The sequence below is a fragment of the Microvirga sesbaniae genome (assembly GCF_025460805.1).
GTDB classification, from domain to species: Bacteria; Pseudomonadota; Alphaproteobacteria; order Rhizobiales; family Beijerinckiaceae; genus Microvirga; species Microvirga sesbaniae.
This window is the reverse complement of the sequence record NZ_JAMXFJ010000027.1, coordinates 23,451-42,926: the sequence shown is the minus strand read 5'-3', so window position 1 is coordinate 42,926 and position 19,476 is coordinate 23,451. Positions and strand designations below refer to the sequence as shown.

Annotated in this window: 22 protein-coding genes and 1 pseudogene; 14 read left to right on the top strand and 9 right to left on the bottom strand. The window is 60.9% G+C overall.

The window, feature by feature from the left end; translation table 11 throughout:
* Nucleotides 1-4: 4 nt before the first annotated feature.
* The gene (locus OCW50_RS25305; RefSeq protein ID WP_262299443.1) at nucleotides 5-880 is read right to left on the bottom strand and encodes a branched-chain amino acid ABC transporter permease; all 876 of its coding nucleotides are present in this window, start codon (nucleotides 878-880) and stop codon (nucleotides 5-7) included.
* A 128-nt stretch (nucleotides 881-1,008) separates the two neighbouring features.
* Nucleotides 1,009-2,259, bottom strand: coding sequence for an ABC transporter substrate-binding protein (locus OCW50_RS25300; RefSeq protein WP_262273656.1), 1,251 nt, complete (start codon nucleotides 2,257-2,259; stop codon nucleotides 1,009-1,011).
* 82 nt (nucleotides 2,260-2,341) lie between these two features.
* Here OCW50_RS25300 and OCW50_RS25295 point away from each other — a divergent pair, with 82 nt between their 5' ends.
* From OCW50_RS25295 to OCW50_RS25285, 3 genes are all read left to right on the top strand, one after another.
* Entirely contained in the window at nucleotides 2,342-3,058 is a 717-nt protein-coding gene (locus OCW50_RS25295; RefSeq protein WP_262299442.1) for a GntR family transcriptional regulator, read from the top strand.
* Nucleotides 3,059-3,139: 81 nt separating this feature from the next.
* On the top strand, nucleotides 3,140-3,916 hold the full coding sequence (locus tag OCW50_RS25290) for an SDR family oxidoreductase (protein ID WP_262299441.1): 777 nt from the start codon (nucleotides 3,140-3,142) through the stop codon (nucleotides 3,914-3,916).
* A gap of 59 nt (nucleotides 3,917-3,975) precedes the next feature.
* Nucleotides 3,976-4,764: an SDR family NAD(P)-dependent oxidoreductase gene (locus OCW50_RS25285; RefSeq protein ID WP_262299440.1), complete on the top strand. Its 789-nt coding sequence runs from the start codon at nucleotides 3,976-3,978 to the stop codon at nucleotides 4,762-4,764.
* A gap of 624 nt (nucleotides 4,765-5,388) precedes the next feature.
* Here OCW50_RS25285 and lhpI read toward each other — a convergent pair.
* The 4 genes from lhpI to OCW50_RS25265 form a co-directional block, all read right to left on the bottom strand.
* Complete coding sequence (lhpI, locus tag OCW50_RS25280) at nucleotides 5,389-7,104, bottom strand: cis-3-hydroxy-L-proline dehydratase (protein WP_262299439.1); 1,716 nt, start codon at nucleotides 7,102-7,104, stop codon at nucleotides 5,389-5,391.
* Between the two features lie 356 nt (nucleotides 7,105-7,460).
* A complete protein-coding gene (locus OCW50_RS25275) occupies nucleotides 7,461-8,144 on the bottom strand; it encodes an inositol monophosphatase family protein (protein ID WP_262299438.1) in 684 nt (227 codons plus the stop codon).
* Nucleotides 8,141-8,266: a hypothetical protein gene (locus tag OCW50_RS25270; RefSeq protein WP_262299437.1), complete on the bottom strand. Its 126-nt coding sequence runs from the start codon at nucleotides 8,264-8,266 to the stop codon at nucleotides 8,141-8,143. Before OCW50_RS25270 ends, OCW50_RS25275 begins: the two co-directional genes overlap by 4 nt.
* Nucleotides 8,267-8,526: 260 nt before the next feature.
* Nucleotides 8,527-8,964, bottom strand: a complete 438-nt coding sequence (locus OCW50_RS25265) for a hypothetical protein (RefSeq protein WP_262299436.1) — start codon at nucleotides 8,962-8,964, stop codon at nucleotides 8,527-8,529.
* Between the two features lie 218 nt (nucleotides 8,965-9,182).
* Here OCW50_RS25265 and OCW50_RS25260 point away from each other — a divergent pair, with 218 nt between their 5' ends.
* Together OCW50_RS25260 and OCW50_RS25255 are read left to right on the top strand one after the other, a co-directional pair.
* Complete coding sequence (locus tag OCW50_RS25260; RefSeq protein ID WP_262299435.1) at nucleotides 9,183-9,551, top strand: hypothetical protein; 369 nt, start codon at nucleotides 9,183-9,185, stop codon at nucleotides 9,549-9,551.
* An 84-nt stretch (nucleotides 9,552-9,635) separates the two neighbouring features.
* Complete coding sequence (locus OCW50_RS25255; protein WP_262299434.1) at nucleotides 9,636-10,001, top strand: VOC family protein; 366 nt, start codon at nucleotides 9,636-9,638, stop codon at nucleotides 9,999-10,001.
* A 226-nt stretch (nucleotides 10,002-10,227) separates the two neighbouring features.
* Here OCW50_RS25255 and OCW50_RS25250 read toward each other — a convergent pair whose 3' ends face one another.
* Complete coding sequence (locus OCW50_RS25250) at nucleotides 10,228-11,397, bottom strand: YncE family protein (protein ID WP_262299433.1); 1,170 nt, start codon at nucleotides 11,395-11,397, stop codon at nucleotides 10,228-10,230.
* 224 nt (nucleotides 11,398-11,621) lie between these two features.
* Between OCW50_RS25250 and OCW50_RS25245 the strand changes: the two genes are divergently transcribed.
* The 3 genes and pseudogenes from OCW50_RS25245 (at nucleotide 11,622) to OCW50_RS25235 (ending at nucleotide 13,002) form a co-directional block, all read left to right on the top strand.
* Nucleotides 11,622-12,041, top strand: coding sequence for a hypothetical protein (locus OCW50_RS25245; RefSeq protein ID WP_262299432.1), 420 nt, complete (start codon nucleotides 11,622-11,624; stop codon nucleotides 12,039-12,041).
* A 306-nt stretch (nucleotides 12,042-12,347) separates the two neighbouring features.
* Complete coding sequence (locus OCW50_RS25240) at nucleotides 12,348-12,545, top strand: hypothetical protein (protein ID WP_262299431.1); 198 nt, start codon at nucleotides 12,348-12,350, stop codon at nucleotides 12,543-12,545.
* A 37-nt stretch (nucleotides 12,546-12,582) separates the two neighbouring features.
* Nucleotides 12,583-13,002: pseudogene (locus OCW50_RS25235) on the top strand (GFA family protein).
* A gap of 739 nt (nucleotides 13,003-13,741) precedes the next feature.
* On the opposite strand, the gene OCW50_RS25230 reads toward OCW50_RS25235, so the two are convergent.
* Nucleotides 13,742-14,407 carry a nucleotide-binding protein gene (locus OCW50_RS25230; RefSeq protein ID WP_262299430.1) on the bottom strand — a complete coding sequence of 222 codons (666 nt, stop codon included), beginning with the start codon at nucleotides 14,405-14,407 and terminating at the stop codon, nucleotides 13,742-13,744.
* A 763-nt stretch (nucleotides 14,408-15,170) separates the two neighbouring features.
* Between OCW50_RS25230 and OCW50_RS25225 the strand changes: the two genes are divergently transcribed.
* The 6 genes from OCW50_RS25225 (at nucleotide 15,171) to OCW50_RS25200 (ending at nucleotide 17,291) form a co-directional block, all read left to right on the top strand.
* Nucleotides 15,171-15,386 (top strand): hypothetical protein, encoded by a 216-nt coding sequence (locus OCW50_RS25225; protein ID WP_262299429.1) that lies wholly within the window; start codon nucleotides 15,171-15,173, stop codon nucleotides 15,384-15,386.
* A gap of 99 nt (nucleotides 15,387-15,485) precedes the next feature.
* Nucleotides 15,486-15,722: a hypothetical protein gene (locus OCW50_RS25220; RefSeq protein WP_262299428.1), complete on the top strand. Its 237-nt coding sequence runs from the start codon at nucleotides 15,486-15,488 to the stop codon at nucleotides 15,720-15,722.
* Nucleotides 15,723-15,948: 226 nt separating this feature from the next.
* A complete protein-coding gene (locus OCW50_RS25215; RefSeq protein ID WP_262299427.1) occupies nucleotides 15,949-16,212 on the top strand; it encodes a hypothetical protein in 264 nt (87 codons plus the stop codon).
* A 36-nt stretch (nucleotides 16,213-16,248) separates the two neighbouring features.
* Nucleotides 16,249-16,797, top strand: coding sequence for a deazapurine DNA modification protein DpdA family protein (locus tag OCW50_RS25210; RefSeq protein WP_262299426.1), 549 nt, complete (start codon nucleotides 16,249-16,251; stop codon nucleotides 16,795-16,797).
* A gap of 2 nt (nucleotides 16,798-16,799) precedes the next feature.
* A complete protein-coding gene (locus OCW50_RS25205) occupies nucleotides 16,800-16,982 on the top strand; it encodes a hypothetical protein (RefSeq protein ID WP_262299425.1) in 183 nt (60 codons plus the stop codon).
* A 174-nt stretch (nucleotides 16,983-17,156) separates the two neighbouring features.
* The gene (locus tag OCW50_RS25200) at nucleotides 17,157-17,291 is read left to right on the top strand and encodes a hypothetical protein (protein ID WP_262299424.1); all 135 of its coding nucleotides are present in this window, start codon (nucleotides 17,157-17,159) and stop codon (nucleotides 17,289-17,291) included.
* 173 nt (nucleotides 17,292-17,464) lie between these two features.
* On the opposite strand, the gene OCW50_RS25195 is transcribed toward OCW50_RS25200, so the two are convergent.
* Nucleotides 17,465-19,390, bottom strand: coding sequence for an adenylate/guanylate cyclase domain-containing protein (locus tag OCW50_RS25195; RefSeq protein WP_315974477.1), 1,926 nt, complete (start codon nucleotides 19,388-19,390; stop codon nucleotides 17,465-17,467).
* Nucleotides 19,391-19,476 lie beyond the last annotated feature (86 nt).

The following is a 19,476-nucleotide window of genomic DNA, read 5'->3' as shown; positions in this document are numbered from 1 at the left end:
CGATCTACTCGAATTTCTGGATGCGTTCGCCGAGCAGCCCCCGCGGCCGCAAAAGCAGCACGAGAGCCATCAGCAGGTACATCGAGGCTTCACCGGCGGGTGGGAAGAAGTAGATCGTGAGGCCGCGCACTACGCCTACGAGTGCAGCGGCGGCGATCACGCCCCAAAATGACCCTAGCCCACCGATGACCACCACCACGAAGGCGGCTGTCAGAATCTCCGCTCCCATAGCGGGGTGCACTCCCGATATTGGTGCCAGCAGGACCCCGGCGAGACCTGCGAGTCCGATGCCAAGCGCGGCGACGGCTGTCATGTACGGCTGAAGTGAGATGCCGAGCGCTCCCACCATATCCGGGTTTTGCACTCCGGCCCGGACCACACGGCCAAAGGCGGTGCGATAAACCAGGAACCAGGTCGCGAGGACAGCGGCGAGGGCTACCCCGAAGATGATCAGGCGGTAGCGCGGATAGATGAAGCTGCCGAGGAAGACCTGTCCCCGGAGAGCCGTCGGGATGGAAAAGGGCAGGGGGGACGCCCCGAAAATGATCCGCAGACTCTGCTCGATGATCATGGCAAGCCCAAAGGTCAAAAGCAGGCTGAGAATGGGATCCGCGCGGTAGAACCTTCGAAATAGCAGGCGCTCGATGACGACGCCCAAGAGCGCGACGAGCAAGGGAGATGCAACGAATGCGCCGGCAAAGCCAATCCAGGATGTCAGCGTGACGGCAAGATAGGCACCCACCGCATAGAACGCGCCGTGGGAAAGATTCACGATTCCGCCCAGCGAGAAGATCAGCGACAGGCCAAGGGCGATCAGCAGATAGTAAGCACCCACCAAAAGGCCATTCAGCACCTGCTCAAGAAGAAAGACGAACGCCACGCGAGACTCCCTTTCCAGTCATTGGAGGCGTCCTCCCGCGAGGAGCCGGAACTGAGGGGAAACAGAATGTCGTGTTTCTGGCGGCCGGATCGGCGGTCAACCGTCCGGCCTGACCAATGATTGAGGCGTCACGCCTGCATCTTGCAGGTTCCGTCCTTCGGGGGTGCCAGAACCTCAAGATCCTCGTTCAGGCCAGGGACGGAGCCCAGCGGGTCATAGATATCCCACTGGTCCTTCATCTTGTCCGCATCCTTCGCACGAACGGCATACATCTCCTGGACCATCTGGTTGTCGTAGGCCCGGAAATAGCCTTCGCGGCCCTTCAGAATGTCAAACTTCGCGCCTTTTCGCAGGTGCTCGGCGAGCTTTTGCGGGTCGGCCGTTTTCATCTCGGTAAAGGACTGCGCGACGATCTTGAGGGAGTTGTAGTCGCCCCAGCACTGGTTCTCAGGCGGTTTGCCGTACTTCTTGGTGAAGGTCTCAACGAACTTCTTCGACGATGGCGTATCGACCATGTGGTGCCAAATCAGCGGCCAGATGCCAGAGAAATTCCCCTTGCCAGCGCCCCAGGCCACGGCCGTGTCGAAGCCGAAGCCGGTGATCGGGAACTGGAGACCGTACTCGGCATACTGCTTGATGAAGTTCGTGATCTGATTGCCGGCAAGATTCGAGGCGACGATATCCGGCTGGGCCTGCCGGATCTTGAGGAGGTAGGGGCTGAAGTCGGTCGCGTCGGTGGGGACGAGTTCCTCGCCGATGAATTCGCCGCCGTTCTCCGTCACGAATTTCTTGGCGACCCGGAAGAGATCGTGGCCGAAGGCATAATCCGCCGTGAGGGAGTACCACTTCTTGCCCTTGATCATGTTCTCGGTCTTCAGGTACGTGCCGACTGCCGTGACCATCATCGAGTTGGCAGCCTCGATGTGGAACATGAAAGGATTGCAGCTCGCACCGCGCAGGGCGTCGGAATTGGCGCCGGTGTTGATGAACACCGTCTTGGTCCTGTTGGCCACCTGACCAATGGCCAGAGCCGAGGCGGAAGAGATTTCGCCTATGATCATCGCGACCTTGTCGCGCTCGATCAGGCGCTCGGCTTTGGCAGAGGCAGTCTGCGGGTTCACCGAATCCTCGATCACGAGCTCGACCTTGCGGCCGAGGACGCCACCGGCGGCGTTGATTTCCTCTGCGGCGAGCTTGACGCCCATCTGGGCGAACTCGCCGAGCGGTCCTAGGAAACCGGTTACAGGCGTGAGGTGTCCGATCCGGATCACATCAGATTGCGCCTTTACGATTGCAGGCATCCCGAGGCCTGCAAGCGCAGTCGCGCCAGCCGCTCCCTTCAGGAGCATACGACGGGTCAAGTCATCAGAATGTGCCATGGCCGTTTCCTTCCTCCCATGATGCTGTCGCGTTACTTGCCGCGATCTGTGATCACAGTTAGACTGTCGGAAAATGAGCAACTTGTCGAGCCCCCGCCCCACCAAGACGCCATCGGCCATCGCCCAGATCGGCCGGCTGGAACGTGTTACCCTCGGCGAACGCGTCCATACCGAGCTACGTGAGCTTCTGATGAGCGGTGAACTCGCCCCCGGGCAGAAGATGTCCCTGCGTAGCGTCGCCGAGGCTCTCGGCGTCTCGATGATGCCAGTGCGGGAGGCAGTCTCGCGGCTTGTCGCCGACCAATCCCTGGAGGTGCTGCCGAACCGTGCGGTGCGCGTGCCGCTGATGAACCTTGCACGTTTCCGGGAACTGACGATCGTGAGACTCGCGGTCGAGGGCTTCGCGGCGGAGCAGGCAGCCAGAAGCCGTGCGGAATCCGACCTCGCCGCCATGCGGCAGTTCGAAGAGGCGTTCCTCGCTGAGGCCCGAAGCTCCGATCCTCATGCAGATCGGGCCGTCCGGGCCAATAAGGAGCTCCACTTCGCCGTCTACGAGGCGACCCGTCTGCCGACTCTGGTGGGGATCATCGAGGGGCTCTGGCTAAAAATCGGGCCGGTTCTGAATTTCGACCTCAAGGCCTCGCCCGAACGGTTGCGAACGGGCGGCGCAGCCGAACATCACCGTCGTCTCGTCGCTGCGGTGAAGGCTGGTGACGGAGCCGCCGCACGCCAGGCGCTCGTCGACGACATCGAAGGCGCGGCCTGTTTCATCGAGAGCACTGGACGTCTGCTGGAGTAGGCCGGCGCCCAGCTCTCGAACATCACAAGACGATCGGGCGCCGAGTGCTGGGGGCCCGCTTCAGGGATGGAGACGACGAAGATGGACCTCAATATCGCCGGGTTGCGTGTGCTGGTGACGGCTGGCGCTGCTGGCATCGGCCTTGAGATTGCCCGTGCCTTCCACCGCGAGGGTGCGCGCGTGCATATCTGCGACGTGGACCGCGCCGCTCTCCGGGAGGCGACCGCGAGTGATCCTGACCTGACGTCCTCCTATGGCGATGTGGCGGATCGTGCTGATGTCGCCCGGGTTTTCGAGGAGACGCTGGGAGTTCTCTGGGGACTGGATGTCCTCGTCAACAATGCCGGTATCGCGGGACCGACCGCGCGGGTTGAGGAGATCAACCCGGAGGATTGGGATCGCTGCCTTGAGGTCTGCATTACCGGGCAGTTCAACTGCACGCGTCTTGCCGTGCCCTACCTGAGGCAAAGCCAGAACGCCTCGATCGTGAACTTGTCCTCCGCCGCAGGCCGTTTCGGCTTTCCCCTGCGCTCCCCGTACGCTGCTGCCAAATGGGCCGTGATCGGGTTTACGAAATCGCTGTCACGGGAACTCGGTGAGGACGGCATACGCGTGAACGCGATCCTGCCCGGCGTCGTCGCCGGCGACCGCCAGCGCCGTGTGCTCGAAGCCAAAGCCCAGCAACTTGGCGTATCGTTCGATGAGATTGAGCGCCGGGCGCTCGCGAGCACGTCTCTGAAGGAATACGTGACGGCGCAGCAGCTTGCCGATCAGATCGTCTTCCTATGCTCGCCGCTCGGACGCACGATCTCGGGGCAGGCGATTGCCGTCGACGCCGATCTCCAGGCCCTTTCCTGAGGAGTGATGAACAGCGCTGTCTACTGCCTTCCTTCCAAACTCATTCCGGAGTTCCAACCATGACCTCTCCCGAGGCCTACCCCACCATTCCCGATCTTGCCGGCAAGGTCATCCTCATCACCGGCGCCAGCACCGGGATCGGAGCCGCGGCCGCAGTCGCATTCGGGCACAACAAGGCGCGTGTGGCAATCCATTACAATGCCAGTCAGGACCCGGCGCGGCAAGTAGCCGAGGAGGTAAGAGCGGCCGGCGGGGAGGCGTTCCTGATCCAAGCGGACGTGACCGAGCCTGAGGCGGCGGCGCGGGTCGTGGCCGGAGCTGTTGAGCATTTCGATCGCCTTGATGTACTCGTCAACAACGCCGGCGGCCTCGTCAAGCGGACGCCAATCAAGGATTACACGGACGAGTATGTCGATGCCGTGCTTGCCCTGAATGTGGAGCAGGTCGTACGCTTCGTCCGTGAGGGCATTTCGCATATGCGGGCGCAGGGCGGCGGTTCCATCATCAATGTGTCGTCGATCGCCGCGCGCCACGGCGGCGGGCCGGGATCGGTCATCTATGCCGCAGCCAAGGGCTTCATCTCGGTGGCCACGCGGGGCTGGGCCAAGGAACTGGTCAAGGACGGCATCCGGGTCAACGCGGTTTCGCCTGGCGTCATCATGACGCCGTTCCACGAACGCTATTCGACTCCGGAGCAGCTTGCCGCCATGCAGGCCACCATTCCCATGGATCGCCTCGGCACGCCGGACGATTGCGTCGGCGCCTTTCTCTATCTCGCTTCCGACAAGCTCAGCGGCTACGTCACGGGGCAGGTGATGGAGGTGAATGGCGGCCAGTACATGCCGTAGACGCTCTTGGTGTTCGAGAGAGGGTGACAGAAGGATGCTGGTGCATAAGTCCGTCCGGAGTGACGCGCCGGGCCGACAGTGAGGTATAGAGGCGATCCGCCGAAGCTGAGAGCTGTATGCCTTACAATGTCAATGAAAAGCGCGGCCACAGAAGACCAAAGGCCCGCTACCGGGGGAGATGTCACATTAACCGAGTATAATCGTTGAACTGCCCGACAAGGTCGGTTTTTTGAACAGCCCAAGTCGCTGATCCCTCTTGGGGCAAGAATTTTTATTGACGAGTACAGAGCAGTATTCGCCATTAATATAACATCCCCCCGCCACATTGCCTTGGCCATGTCACGTCACGGCGAGATGACCCTCGCATGCCGGACGGTGATGCAGGACACCCGGGAGATCGCGAAGTCTGGCGCGGCTGTGCCAGCCCCGAATGCTGTTTGAACGATACTGGATCTGGACGCGGGTCGTAGTCTTCCGAGGGCCAGTGTAGGAATTAACCGCGACTGCGAACGAGGAAAGGTCAGCAACTGGCACATCCCGGCCGTTGGCCGAACTTCTGCTTTGGACACGAACCTCGGACGTTCCTGTCAGTGAACGACCTTCACTGCGTGACCCAGTGCGGACCTATAACAGCCATGCGGGCAGGTTCTCTTGAGCCTTGCCGCTACAGGCAGCCTCTACGCACTCGGCCATGCTGCCGAACCGGACCCCACGCCCAACAAGGCCTGGCGCGTAATGCGCGTACTTCCCGGAGTTGGTCATTAGCGCCCGCACCGCCGGGGGAATCACAGGTTCGCTGAGCATGCACCAGCAGGTATCGGTGACAAACTGGACGCCAAAGGCTTCGGCCTCAGCAACATGACCGGCCTGTCGAGCTGCTTCATGCACAGCCCGGCCACAGGTCACGATCACCGCAACGTCTGCTGACTTGGTTCGGCCCCGCACCAGGTCAGCCAGTCGAGCGCACTCAGTGAGGGAAAAGTGCGGATTGCCGAGGCAGACAAGCCCGACCTCCGGCGATGCAGCTGTGTTCAAGAGCTGCCATGCCCGCTGTAAATCGCCCAGTCCGATGCGCACCAGACGTTCCGGCCTTTGGTTATCCGCCTCCGGCGTGATCCCGGCGATGTGGAACATCGGTGCGGCGGCGACCGTGGCGAAGGCCGCACCAAAGGCCTTCAACTCGTCTGGCCCGGCAGCGCTCGTTTCCAATCCGCAGATCAGCGGGATTTCGGTGCCGCAGACGGAGCCGCAGCAATACCCGAGCAGCGGCCAAAAAGCATCGTCTGCTCTCTCTGGCAGCTCAACCTCGAGCACAAGTGTCGCCCGTCGTCCGGCATCAAGATGGCAGCCGGCTAGCGGCGCCCGCCCGGTCAAGGCAATGCAGACGTCCAGGTAATCCGGGTACTTCATCGTCCGCGCGCCAATCACGCTGTTGGCATAGATCACTGAATTCGACTCAGCCCAGCCGACCTGCTCCCCGAACTGGGGAGCGCTCTCAAGCAGGTATGGCGCACACGTGAAGCTGGGCTGTGCGCCCATGGCAAGGTAGGCGTCTGCAAGGGCACTCGCAGGAGCGCCTAAGTCTTCCGCCACGCCCTGCGCCCGCCAGCGGCGTTTGTCGACAGAGATCGAATTGAGCGTCGTCGGGACGCGCACGCTCGCTCCCCACTCGACCAGCATCTGTGCGAAGCGCAGGCTTGCCGGACCGGTATAGATGCATCCGTCGATGTGCACCTGCGATACATCCACGAAGGCCTCGGCCTCCTGAATTGCTGCCATTCGGAGCAGCAAGCGCATGGCGACCTGTGCTGCCTTGCCGTGCCGGCCCGAAAGGAAGGCCTCATCGACCGCGTCCAACCGGATTGCCGTATCCTCATAGCTCCCTTGTTGAGCCGGCCCAGGCTGCCAATCCCCTTCAGAGGGCTCGTGGAGGAGTTGAAGGCTGGATCCTGCCACTCGGGCGTATCGGTACTCACCGAGGCGGGCGAACACCTCCCGGTCTACTCGTAGCACTGGGATCGAGTGCTCGAACACCACCTCTGCAACCAGAGCACCGAGGGTGAGGATCTCTTCGCGCTCGCTGATGATGATGGCTGCTGGCGCATGGCCGTTGAGGATCAGTTCGAGCAATACGCCGCTTCCGGAACATGAGCCACGTCCGCTCGGGATCGCGAGCACCCGGCCGGCAAGGCTTTGGTTGCGCAAGGGGTGATGCTGATCGATGACAACGCCCGTTTGAGGGTCGACGCCGCCCCAGAAGCTGAGTCTCACTTCGGCACTTAGCAATTCGCCCTTGCCACTGCCTGTCACCAGTGTCTTGCCGTACCTGATGAGTTGCACGCGCTTGCCTCCTGACCCGATGGATGTTTAGGCCTGGGTCTTTCTCCCGAAATCCGCAGCTGTGTGCAAGGCTGGTTCCGACGTAGCGAAGTTACGTAGCCTGCGGAAGGAGGCTGACGCGCTCATGGCTTCGCAAGGAACAGCCTTGTAGCAGATCCTTCGTAAGGTCTGCTCCTGGCACCTCTCGGAAGTAGACCCAACGTTTGCTCTCTCGAGGAACACCGGATGTTCCTAGATGTCAGGGATCGGCAGAGGATGACCCACTCCGGACCTTCCCGGATCAGTTCTCCCGTCCGAGTCCATGTTCCACAGCGTCCCGTTCTGCGCAGAAAGCCCATTGGCCTTTCAAGTTGCCATCAGCGTTCCAGCAGGAGTGTTTTTACCGTCTCCCACACGTCTCTGTTCTGCGCGGTGAGCAAGCCCGGTCGCTGATCGGATGGACGGTACTCCGAGCCATCAAGGCGGGCGACATGCCCTCCGGCTTCCCGGACCAGGAGAGTTCCAGGGGAGTGGTCCCACGGGAGGAGGCGCCAGAACATCAGGAAGTGCTGAGAGCCTGTCGCGACAGCGGGGTAGTCGACGCCTGCGCACTTTGCGCCTGGAAGGATCGCTCCGAACCGCGAGGAGTGTGCTTCGACCTGGTTCTTCAAGGCCTCCGGAAGAAACCGGGTTAGGACCGATCCACGCCATGCCCCAGGAGGCAAGGAGGTCGGTGCCGTTTGGACCTTTGCACCGTCGATGAATGCGCCGTCTCCACGAGCTGCAACGGCAAGCTGACTGCTCAAAGGGTTGAGGAGCCAAGACCCGACCACCTGCCCTTGCCGCATGAGGGCGATCATCATGGAAAATTCTGAACTGCCCGCAACGAAGTTTGCTGTTCCATCGAGGGGATCGACAAGCCAGACATCGCCATGGTCCAGCCCGTCCATCAGCGAGGGCATCTCTGCAGTAGCTTCCTCACCGACAACTCGGGATCCAGGCAGGAGGGCGGTCAATCGAGGGGAAATGATGCGCTCGGCCTCCCGATCAGCAACTGTCACGATCTCGCCAGGGGTTTTTCTTCAACCTGGCCGTCCCGCAGTTTTTGAAACCTTGGCACAATCGCCTCCGCAGCGGCAAACTGCATGATCGCTGCCACCTCATCCATAATTGCGGAACGCACACCCTTCTCCCTTTAGTGGATCTCAACGGCTTCCAGCAGAAGCTGCAAGCGGTCAAGCTGCCTGAGCATTGAGGGGTGTTTTTCTGAGACTGCGGGAGCGATCCGGCTTAAAGCATTTTCGCGTATTCAGGTCCGCTCATAGGGCTCTCCGAGCAGCCTTTTGACTGGATCTCTACTCAGTCGCCGCCTCAGCCGTTTCACAATTCTTCCGAATACGCTCAAATGCACCTTTATCCAGTTCCACACAGGCTTATCGGAAATTACGCCACAGGCTTGCGCCGGATGACCTTCCACCAAAAGAGCCATGCACCGCTCACCCCACAGATGACACATGAGGAAGCGACGTACACGGCGACTTCGACCAATGAGCGCTGGTCCGAGGCTTCTCGCGGTAGAGTCAACAGGAGCACGCTGAGGAGGGCTCCTGTCAGGGCGCCGCATGTGACGAAGTAGACTAAACTTCTCGTCTCAAGGGTCTCAGCCAAGAACGTTGTCAGAAGGAACAGCGGCCATACGATCAGAAAGGCGACGACCCAGCCGAACAGGCCAAACACAATGGCCGCGGAGACCAGATCGGCAAATTCGGTCAGTAGGTCTAAACCGTTATAGGATTTCCAAACGTCAGCGCCAAAATCGAGAAAGATGACAGCGGAGAAGGCCATTGCCGCCCCGGTCACTGCCCAGTGATACCCTGCCATCAGCCTCATTGTGACCAGCCCATGCCGTGCTGCCCCGATCTTGGGAATGCGTTCATGATGGCCGGACCACTGCGGGGGGATCAATCCCCGAGCACTTTCAGAACTCAGGTTCCTAAAGGGCTTTACGCGATATTCGCGGACAATTGTCTCACGCGCATGCGAGGCCCTATGCTAGGCAGCAAAGGCCAGTAACTGATCACCCGAAACTCCAGACGAACATGAAACAGTATCTCAAGCCACGCTACATTTTCGGCTTCATTGCCGTGGCGTGGGTATTCAGCAGCACACTGGTTTTTATCGCGGTAGACAACCTTCAGGGACCACTCGATTTCGTCATAAGGTCGATGAAGATCACAGGCCTGGTGCTCGTAACTCCTTTTCTCCTCGGCCTAACCTTCTACGCTGGCGCATGGACGGTGCTCGTTCCTCTTGTCGGGGTCTTGGCCCTCGGTAACTATCTGCACCGGACAGGATTTCGATACGCGCGCATTCTAACCAAGCGCCCGGTTGATCTGATCTGGCCTGTGGTGCGTGCCATGTTTTTTCGCGGCAGGTTTCCTTGGATTGCCCAGCCGCCGCGCTCTTAGCAGCTCACAGCAGTTCCATAGACGGCCTTCTCGGAAATTCGCCTCGAGCTTGGTATGAGGTCGAGCCACTCAATGGAGGGCCTGATGCACATTATCGGAATGGACCACGTACAGTTAGCCATGCCTGCTGGCCGTGAGGATGATGCCCGAGCCTTCTATGACCACCTCCTGGGCATTCCGGAGGTCGCAAAGCCGCCGCACCTAGCCGCTCGCGGAGGCTGCTGGTTCGAAAGCGGGGGCGTGAAGGTTCACCTGGGAGTGGAAGAACCTTTTGCCCCGGCGAAGAAGGCTCATCCAGCGCTCATCGTCCGGGACTTGGCCGCCCTGTCACGACGGCTGGAAGGGGCCGGGTACGACTTGAAAGAGGATCAACCTCTGGAGGGGTTTGAACGCAGGTATGTGAGCGACCCCTTCGGCAACCGAATCGAGCTGATGCAGCCAAACCGCTGAACCCACCCGGGTTGGGCCGCTTCTAGGTGCATTCCATACACGGCCTTATCAGAAAGTCGGGTGACATGAATCCGAAGCCAGGAAGGTCGGCTCGTGGCACGGGGCGGACCTTATCCGGATATCCGCCGGAGCAGCACGAGCGGACCTTTACGCGGCCGTGTCTAGAGACCGTCTGTGATCCTAACAGGTCTTCGAACCGCGCTGGCAGGTCAGCCCAACGCCTCAGTTAGCGGACGCTCATGCGAGCGGACGCTGGATGGCCAGGAACCTTGAAACGCTTGCCCGTGTCCGCCACCTCGGCGCCCTCTACCTTAAGGATTGAGAAGTTCTGGTCGAGGTAGTTCCCGACGTACAGATATCGACCGTCAGGGGTGAAGCAGACTGGCTCCGGCAAACCGCCCACCTCAATATCCTTGAGGCGCGTCACCTGCTTGCCTTCAATCTTCAGGATCGTGACCGAACCGACGGGGCTGTAAAAATAAGCTGTCCTAGCCGAGTTGCCGCCGCGCAAAATTGCGGCTGCCACGAGATCACCTCGCGGGCTGATCGCCAGTCCCTCAGGGCCGTCCCCTACGACCACGCGGTCAACGATGCGGGGAGGGATTGCCTCCATGTCAACAACGCTCACCGTGTCGACACTGCCATCCGACGCCCCGGCATTTCCGTTGTCGGCTGTGAGTGCGATCCTGCCCGATGGCGCCACCGCGACATTGTAAGGCCAAGGTCCGGTCGGAAGGTCAAGCTTGTTATAGGTGAGCTTGCCATCCTGGATCTCGATCACAGACACCTTATGGCTCGCAAACTTGACCGCAAGCGCCCTGCGACCATCCGGGGTGAACGCCACAGCGGCCACCTGATCAGAAGGTGACCCGAGTGTGACAGTGTCGGTGATGGTCACTTGTGTGCCACTGATCGACAGCAGGCTGACGGTCCCATCACCCCGGTTGGCAACAAGAGCTTGATCTCCCTTGGCTAAGATGTCGAGACCAGAGGGCTGCTTGCCGACAGTCAACGATGTTACGATGCGGGGCGGGTCTGCTTTGAGGTCAATGACGTGGACTTTGCTGTCGGGCACCTGCTTCAGGGCCTCGCCTTCCTTGGTCACATCGACTGAGTCGGCTACGAGGGCAAGGGCCCCATCAGGGGTGAGGGCCACATTGCCCGGCGGGCCCACAATGGAGTTCTTGATGGGCAGACTGGCGCTGATCTTCGGCATCTCAGGGTCTGCTAGGTCGATGATCAAGATGCTATCGCGCCCCGAAGGAGAGAGGACGGGCTTACCTTGGTCGTCCCAGACGAGCTTTTCGTCATTGCCCACGATCATGTAAGGGGCGGCTTGGACCACGCTGGCGAACATCGAGACGCCGAGGGAGAGAAGCCACAGACTTTGGCGCATGCGCGGACCCTCCTGATTCGATGTGTTTGAGTGTAGATGGCTCAGCTGTGGTCCACGAGAGCTTTGGGGGAGTACTCCCTGCCTGAGCAGTGTCGGCTTCGGCGGTCAGAGCTGCCGTTCGTGCAGCAGCGGGACCCTCATGGCTTGACCCTGAGCCGACCTTGGCTGCTCTCGAGGGACCTATTTTTCGCATCATGAGCATGTGCCTCTTCCTGGAGAGCCACATGCCTGAGACTGATGATAGGGAATGGCCGCCCCATCTGGATGCGCTGGTCGCCGCACCGGCCAATCATCGCCTCCTCTTTGAGGACGATGACGTGCGGGTGCTGGAGGTCGGCGTCGCACCTGACGAGCGCGAGAACCTACATCACCACCGCTGGCCGAGCCTCATGATCGTTCTGGCCCGGCCGAACTACCGGAACTTCGACGCGGACGGGCACGAGATCCCTCCCTCTGGCGGAACGCCGATCAACCCCGTGCTGCCCCGGGCCTGCGCCTGCCACCGCAACGTCTGCATGCCATTGAGGCCGCGGCTGACGCGCCGCACGGCGTTCGGGGCATTCGGGTCGAGTTCAAGACTCCCAAGGCAGAGAGCGTTCAATTGGAAGTTGGGCGCCTGGGCTGATCTGGGGCTCCCTTGTTAATGGAGGAGGCGAGGGCCTGGGATGCTCCCCATTCCAGAACTAGGATACGGTGCTCACAACGGAGGTCCGAATGCCACAGCTTCTTGAACCAAGCGCAACGTGGTCAGCCGCACGCCAAGACGAATTCATAAATAACCAATTCAATCCTTGCGTGGGGACGTGGCTCATGTCGCACGACGGCCGGGTCCGGGTTTGGGAAGTCCGGCTAAGCCCTCAGAGCGCCTCAGCTTCCATCGCCATGTTCTGGACTACTTCTGGGTTGCGATAGCACCTGGAACAGCGCGCTCGCACAAACAGGACGGCTCGATGGTGGAGGCCACCTATGTGGCCGGCCAGACGAGCCATCTCACCTACCGACCAGGAGAGTTCAAGGTCCACGACCTGGAGAACATCGGGGACACCGAACTGATCTTTACGACGGTGGAGTTTCTCGACGGAGCAAACCCGCCGCTCCCGTTGCCAGCTGAAACAGCGGTTGGACCCCAAGGAGTCGGATCCGCTTAGACTGAGGAACGTCTCTGAAACGATGAGGAGGGGTGCAATGAAGATCGACGGGCACTGCCACTGCGGCTCCATCACCTTTGAGGCTGAGGTCGAGCCCGAGAAGGTGTGGCTTTGCCACTGCACCGATTGTCATATGCTCTCAGGATCCGCCTTCCGCGCGGTTGTTCCCACGAAGGAGGGCGCCTTCACGCTGCTCTCGGGTGAGGTGAAGAACTACGTGAAGATTGGAACGAGTGGTGCGAGGCGGCTTCACGGGTTCTGCCCCGAGTGTGGGGCGCCCATCTACTCGACGTCGGAGAGCGATGGACCCAAGGTCTACAACCTCCGGGTCGGAACGCTCCGTCAGCGTTGGTAACTCGTGCCACGAAGGCAGATCTGGTGCCGTTCGGCGCTGCCCTGGACCACCGAAATCAAGAGTCAAGAGCGTTTCGAAATGGGACCAGATCTACGCCCGTAAGGCCATTAGTCCCGCTGCTCTATAAGCGTTGCACCGCGAAATTGAACCGAATCCAGGAAGGTCCAGTCCTGGTCCGTTCCGGAAGTGGGTCGACATCTCGCAACAGGCGGTGAGCCGCCCATGGGTAGATTCCATACCGCTGGCTCGTCATCACAATTCCCGTACAAACGGATGTCCAAATATTCTTGGAAGTCTCGTTGTGGATGCGCGTGCTCTTCGGAGAGCACCCCGAGCTATGAAATACGAATCAACTAGCTGATTATTGATCTCGAAAGACGAGTGGCTCGCAGGTTCGCCAGAATATGCAGGCGGCAAAACTAGCGCAGATGACTCGGACGACAAGATACACCACCTCTATACCTACCTTGCTCGAAAAGCAGTTGTCCGCCACGTCGCTTCACATGGAGCATCGGGTTAGCTCGATTCTCGACGCCACGCCGGTTCCGCCGAAAGGGAACCCGGCGATACCGAGAGCCTTTTGAGCAACGCAGTCAGTCCAGGTGACAGACGGGCGGCCAGAACCTGCCTTGAAGATCTTGACTCAAAGCTCGCTGCTGTTCTTGTGATGCTCGGCGAGCCAGTCACCCAGCTCTCGCGCATCTTGAAACGTCACTGACATGCGCACTTTCTCAGCCATGCCGTACAGTAGCTCCTGATGTTTCCTGTTGGAACCAGCGCGCTCGTGAACATGAGCGCCCGAGGGCGCTCATCCTCAACCCCGTTGGCTCTTTGGTGCCGGTCAGGCCGATTGAGCCTGGGTACCCGCCATCGCCTTCATCGCGTCAAAGCTCCGTGTGAGCGCGCGCCAGAGACTGCCGATCTCCTCCGAACCAGCCGATCCGGAGTGGGCCTCGTTAACACCAGCCCCATGGGCTAGAGAGAGCGACAACTCAGGGCGATTGGTGATCTGACCGGCCCATGTCGGCACGTCGAGCGCCTGCATCGCCCCTCGAGCATCCACAACCATCGGATCCTCCGAACGATTCCTGGCCGGCGCGGCGTTGATCACCACCGCATAGGGCTTCTTGAGTTCACGGCACATCTGGATCGTGGCCTGGACGGCATCGACATCGAACAGCCCTGGGCGCATGGGGATCACGACGAGATCCGCATGCCAGATCGCCTCGGCCACAGGGGCTTCCGCGTTCGGCGGCGTGTCGATCAGGACCCATTCGGCCCCGGCACGGCGGGCCTTCGTCAAGGTGGCCGCGAGATGCTTGGTGCCAATGTGGAGTGGAAGATCCTGTGAGCCCCGGACCCGGTGCCAGAGAGCCAAAGACCCCTGCGGGTCCGCATCAATCAGGAGCGTCGGCCGAGCATTCGGGGCCATATAACTCCCCAGTTGCGCGGTAAGGGCGCTCTTTCCAGAACCTCCCTTGCGGGACGCAAATACCACGACATTCATGCCAATTCCCTCAGTCTTGATCAGGCAAAGAATCGTGGCTGAGTATGGTTTACAGAGCCTTATCGCTGGGCGGACAGCAAAACGCCCTCACCGACGGGTCTCGTCAGACCTCCGGCTGAGGGCGATTGGAGCCCCGGATAAGGAAATTGGGTGGATCCTCAGCCAGGGCCTATGCGGCTCAAGGAGGCTGAAACCGCACAAGCCAACCTTGGCCGTTCAACCGTGGCAATTTCATGTGCCGCTTAGTCGTGATATGCCCAGCATAACTTTTTTAGGAAAGTTGTCTTTCTCCCGACAGACGGGGGTCAGTGAACCTAATTAGGTGACCAAAGCCGGTCTAGTTGCCCCTACGGCCGGAATCCTTAAAGCGCCCGCTGAGACCCCGGGCGCTTCTTTTTGGCCGTGCACCCGGTCCGTGGATCGTCACCGCGCCAGCAGCCAGAACATCCAGCCTGACACGTCCCGTCCGCTCCAAAGCTGCCGCCAGAATGCCCGCACGGTGAACGATCGGCGGCCTCGGCACGAATGGCTTGAAACCGCGTGGTTCGTTGTCATTGCACGGTTTCGGCAGTGCTGGCCCCCTTTCAATCTGTCTCTTGCACATGGAAGCTTCGCTTCCCCAATTACCGCAGCGGCATTGTGTCAGGGTGGCACCGTAGGATCGATCCTGCGGATCCGCCGCTTCCACAAGCCTCGGGCAAGCTTAACCATGTATCAAGATGATCGCGGCAGTGTGCCTCCTCGTTTGTAAGGAGTACGCATCATGACGGCTTGGCTGAACCACGACCGGGGACCGATTACCGAGGAAAAGCTCCTCAAGGCCGTAAACATCCTGGCTGACCTTGTCGAAGAGAAAGGCCCTGCCTTCCGGCCGCTGTACTTGAGCCTCCGCCAGCAGCTGTCTGACCTGCGCCTGCAGCAGGGAGCCGAGGCGGCCCTCGCTGCGATCGCTGCGCAGACCGGAAGCAAGGTTGCTTAAAGCCATGGTCTCTCCCGGATTGTAAGCCTAAGAGAGACCAAACCCCAAAAGTGCTGATGCTTTCAAGGCGACACCGCGCTTACGAGGAGGTATTTTGCAGTGAGCCTGATCTACAACGAGCGGCAACGGCTGCTCGCCAATGCCTTCGACCGTGCATCGACGGCCTGCTTCACGGTCGGCATCGCCACTCCGCTGGCTGGGTATCTCTATAACATTGGCGGCTTCGCGAACAACGCCGATTTCGTGCAACTCTTACCCATCGCTGCGGGTTGGACATTCGCTGCCGTGATGTTACATATATTTGCAAGAACGGCTCTTGGAGGCTTGAAGCAATGACTGGACAGACACTGATCGTTTCGGTCGTAATGCCTGGCATTGTCGTACTGCTCGGCTTTGCGGCCCTGAAGGCCAACGAATGGTACAATAAGCGCCATTCGCACTAAGGCATTGCTTTAGCTGACATCGCTAAAAGCCTGATTGTCCAGAAGGATCGGTATCTCACCGGTCCTTTTTCTTTGCCCGTTGCGGATCTCCAATCTCCGCCCTTCCGGACAAAGAGTCCATGCTCAAGTTTCTCCTCAGCCTCCCTCATGTGATGAGAGGGCTGCTGATCGACGCTGCTCGGTCATTGAATGCGGCCGTCCTGATCAGTGCCAACACCCTGTCCAACTGGAAGAGGGATGCCAGCGATATTCCCGTCTGGCACGGCTTCAACACCCGCAATCTTCATCATCTCAATGGCTTAGAAGCGTACCTTGACAGCGCAGGTTTCGTTGCCAGCCAGCTGGTACCGGGGCTTCGCGTGGACCGTGGAGAACTACCTTGATCTGGGAGCAACCTACCCTGGCGCTGACTCGCGTCGATGGACTTCTGCGTCGAGCCGGAGATCGCCCGAAACCGCGATCTGGTCTTGGATCGGATCTCCGGGACGGTGAACCTCAATCGGGCCTGCATCCGCGGCGCCAGGGAGCGAGGCATTCTCAACCGACTGATGCCTGTGTTGCAGGGCTGGTTGCCAGAGGATTATGTCCGCTGCCTGGAGCGCATGCCCGACCTCTCTGGATTCCCGATCGTCGGGGTCGGCTCTATGTGCCGACGGCACCTCCACGGCCCGCAGGGCATCCTGCAGGTGATCGAAATCCTCGATCCCGAGCTGCGCGGGACCACAATCCAGCTCCACCTCTTCGGTCTCAAAGGGTTCGGCGCGGCCGAGCTTCGCCAGCATCCCCGTGTGGCAACGGTCGACTCACAGGCCTACGGCACCAAAACTCGGGTCGAGGCGCGGGAGGCCGGGATCAGCAAGACCAAGCGCTTCCTCGCCCAGATCATGACCGAATGGTACCTGAAGCAGATCGAAGCCCTACAGGCTCCGGCCGGCGAGAACCGCCATCCCCGGCGCTTCTCGATCTGAGAATGCCAGTCCCCTTAAGCCCCTTCGAGGCACGGCTTCATCGCGCCCGTGAGCAGATGCGCGAGCTCCTCGCGGCCGGGGAGATCGACTGGCAGCAGCTTCACGATGAAAGCGTGCTCGCCTTCGCCTGCGATAATGAAGAGGCCGAGACCTCTTCCCGTCCAGAACTGGCCTTGGCTGCCTGACAGCTTCGATCGGCGGCGCCGCTTCATCGACCAGGCCTACCTGCTGGTAGAGGTGGTCTCCAGCACCGACGACCGGATTGTCGAGACGGGAAGCAGTTGGATCGATGCCAGGGTCCGGCTCTACAAGGCGCATCCCCATTGCGAAGCCGTCCGCATGATCGAACAGAGGTGACCTTGAGGAAGAGGACCAGCGAAGGTTGGACGGTCTCGGCCCTCATGGACATGGGTGACGAGATCGTCCTGCCGGGCTTCGGCCTGCGCTGCACCCTCGGCGACATGTACGCCAACACCTCGCTCAGGCCCGTCTGATGCGTAGTCCGGGTCCCTGACGGACCTAACTCCCTTATGGGGCGTTCGCTCTCCTCTTGCGGATCACCACCTTCGGGATCCGGTAGCAAGCGGCAGCCACGGCCGTCTCGAGACCCATCACCAACGCCTCGTCATCATCCTCGCGAAAGCGCGACCCAGGCCAAATCACATCGCTACTGTGGGGACACCGTCTGGCATTCCGGCAGGTGGTGAACTGGCGCCGTCATGGCCTGCAACTGCTCGGGCTTAATACAAGGCGGGAAGCCGGCGGATTGCATCCCTTCGACCAGCCGCTGCCGCTCGGTATCAGTGTAGCCAGGGCTGTTCAGGGCAAAGCTCTCGGTCGTCAGGTCGGGATAACGATTGAGCGCCTCGAGGACGGTCGCCCTAGCTTCCTCCTGACGGCCAAGCGCCGCATAGGTCACGGCCGCCTGCACCCAGCCACCGCGAGTGCGGGTCTGCGGATCCTCGCGCTCCACGAGACGCAGGGCGTCCTCGTAGCGGCCGGCCATCATGTAGGCCAGCTTGTATGACCCCGCAGCCGAGGCCGAGTAGTTCGGGTTGAGGCGGATGGCCCGATCCGCTGCCTGTGCGCCGCGCTCGGGCTCACCGAATTTGCTCGCCCACCCGGCATAGCTCGTGAGGATGCCAACGTCGCTCGGGTTCAGCCGCAATGCCGTCTCGAACTCGGCTTTCGCCCGCGGCAGGTCGCTCGCCATTCCTAGGATATGGCCAAGTGTTGCATGGGCGGATTCGTCCTGGGGATCGAGTTCGACGCCGCGTCGGATCGCCTGCATCGCGGCCGGCCGCGCCGTGTCGGCATCAGCCCCATAACGCATCGTCAGGTCGTGGGCGGCGGCCAACGCGACCCAGGCGCGGGCGAGTCTCGGATCCTGATCAACCGCCTGCTCGAGCCAGCGGATCGCCTCCTCAATACTCTCCTTGGTGAGGTGACCCATTGCCTCCTGGCCCATCCGATAGAGGTCGTAGGCTTTCAGGTCCTCCGGTCGCGCGCGTCGGCCTGCCACCCGCTCCGCTTCTGGGATTGCCCCACCTGAGGCGGCCAGCCGGGTTGCCACCTGCTCGGCGACTTCGGTCTGCACCGCAAAGACGTCCGTGGCAGGCCTGTCCCAGCGTTCAGACCACAGGTGCGTGCCGCGATCGGCCTCGATCAACTGCGCCGTCACACGGATCTGCTCGCCGCTCCGCTGGATCGAGCCTGCCAGCACGTAGTGGACATCCAGCGCCTTGCCAATCGCCCGGATGTCGACCGGCTTGCTGGCGTAGGCTGCGGTAGCGTTGCGGGCCATGACGTCCAGGTCACGGTAGCGCGACAGGTCCGTGATGATATCTTCGGTCATCCCGGCCGCCAGGCGGCCCGTGGCATCGTCGCCGAGATTGTCGAACGGCAGCACGGCGATCGCGGGCTTGCCAATAATGGGATTGCTGATGGCGGTCTCGGCGACGGTAGGTTCGCGGATCGTGGGTTTGGTCCCTTGAGACCACCACCAGAGACCGGCCCCCATGAGGAGCAGCATCACCGCAAGAGGGGCAACGAGGGGCCAATGGCGGATGATTTGGGTGCGCCACCGCCAGCCCTGGTCGTTTCCCGCCATTCTCAAGGCATAGGTGCGGACGGGCTGAGAGATGTTCTTAACGCGCTTCTGTCCGGTAAAGTCGAAGGGCACATTGAGCTTGCCCTTCAGGTGATCGTAGGCGGTTCCCGAGACCATCACCCCGCCGGGCTCGCAGAGTTGCTCCAGCCGCGCGGCGATGTTCACCCCGTCGCCGAGCAGATCCTCGCCATCGACCACTACGTCGCCGAGGTTGATCCCGATCCGGAATAAGATCCGGCGCTCCGGCGCGACCAGCTCTTGCGAGGTGGCCGTCTTTTCCTGAATGGCAATGGCGCAGGCGACTGCGTCGACGACGGAACCGAACTCCGCCAGCACGCCGTCACCCATCAACTTGACGATCCGGCCGCGATGCTCGGCTAGCAATGGGGAGATCACGCTGCCTCGGATGTCCCGAAAGGCAACAAGCGTACCTTCCTCGTCCTGCTCGACGAGGCGTGAATAGCCCACCACGTCGGCCGCCATTATAGCGGCCAGTCTTCGCTCGATACGAGTGCTCGCCATTGGAAGCCCATATAACGACCCTTACGCCCCAAGGCTAGCACCAACTC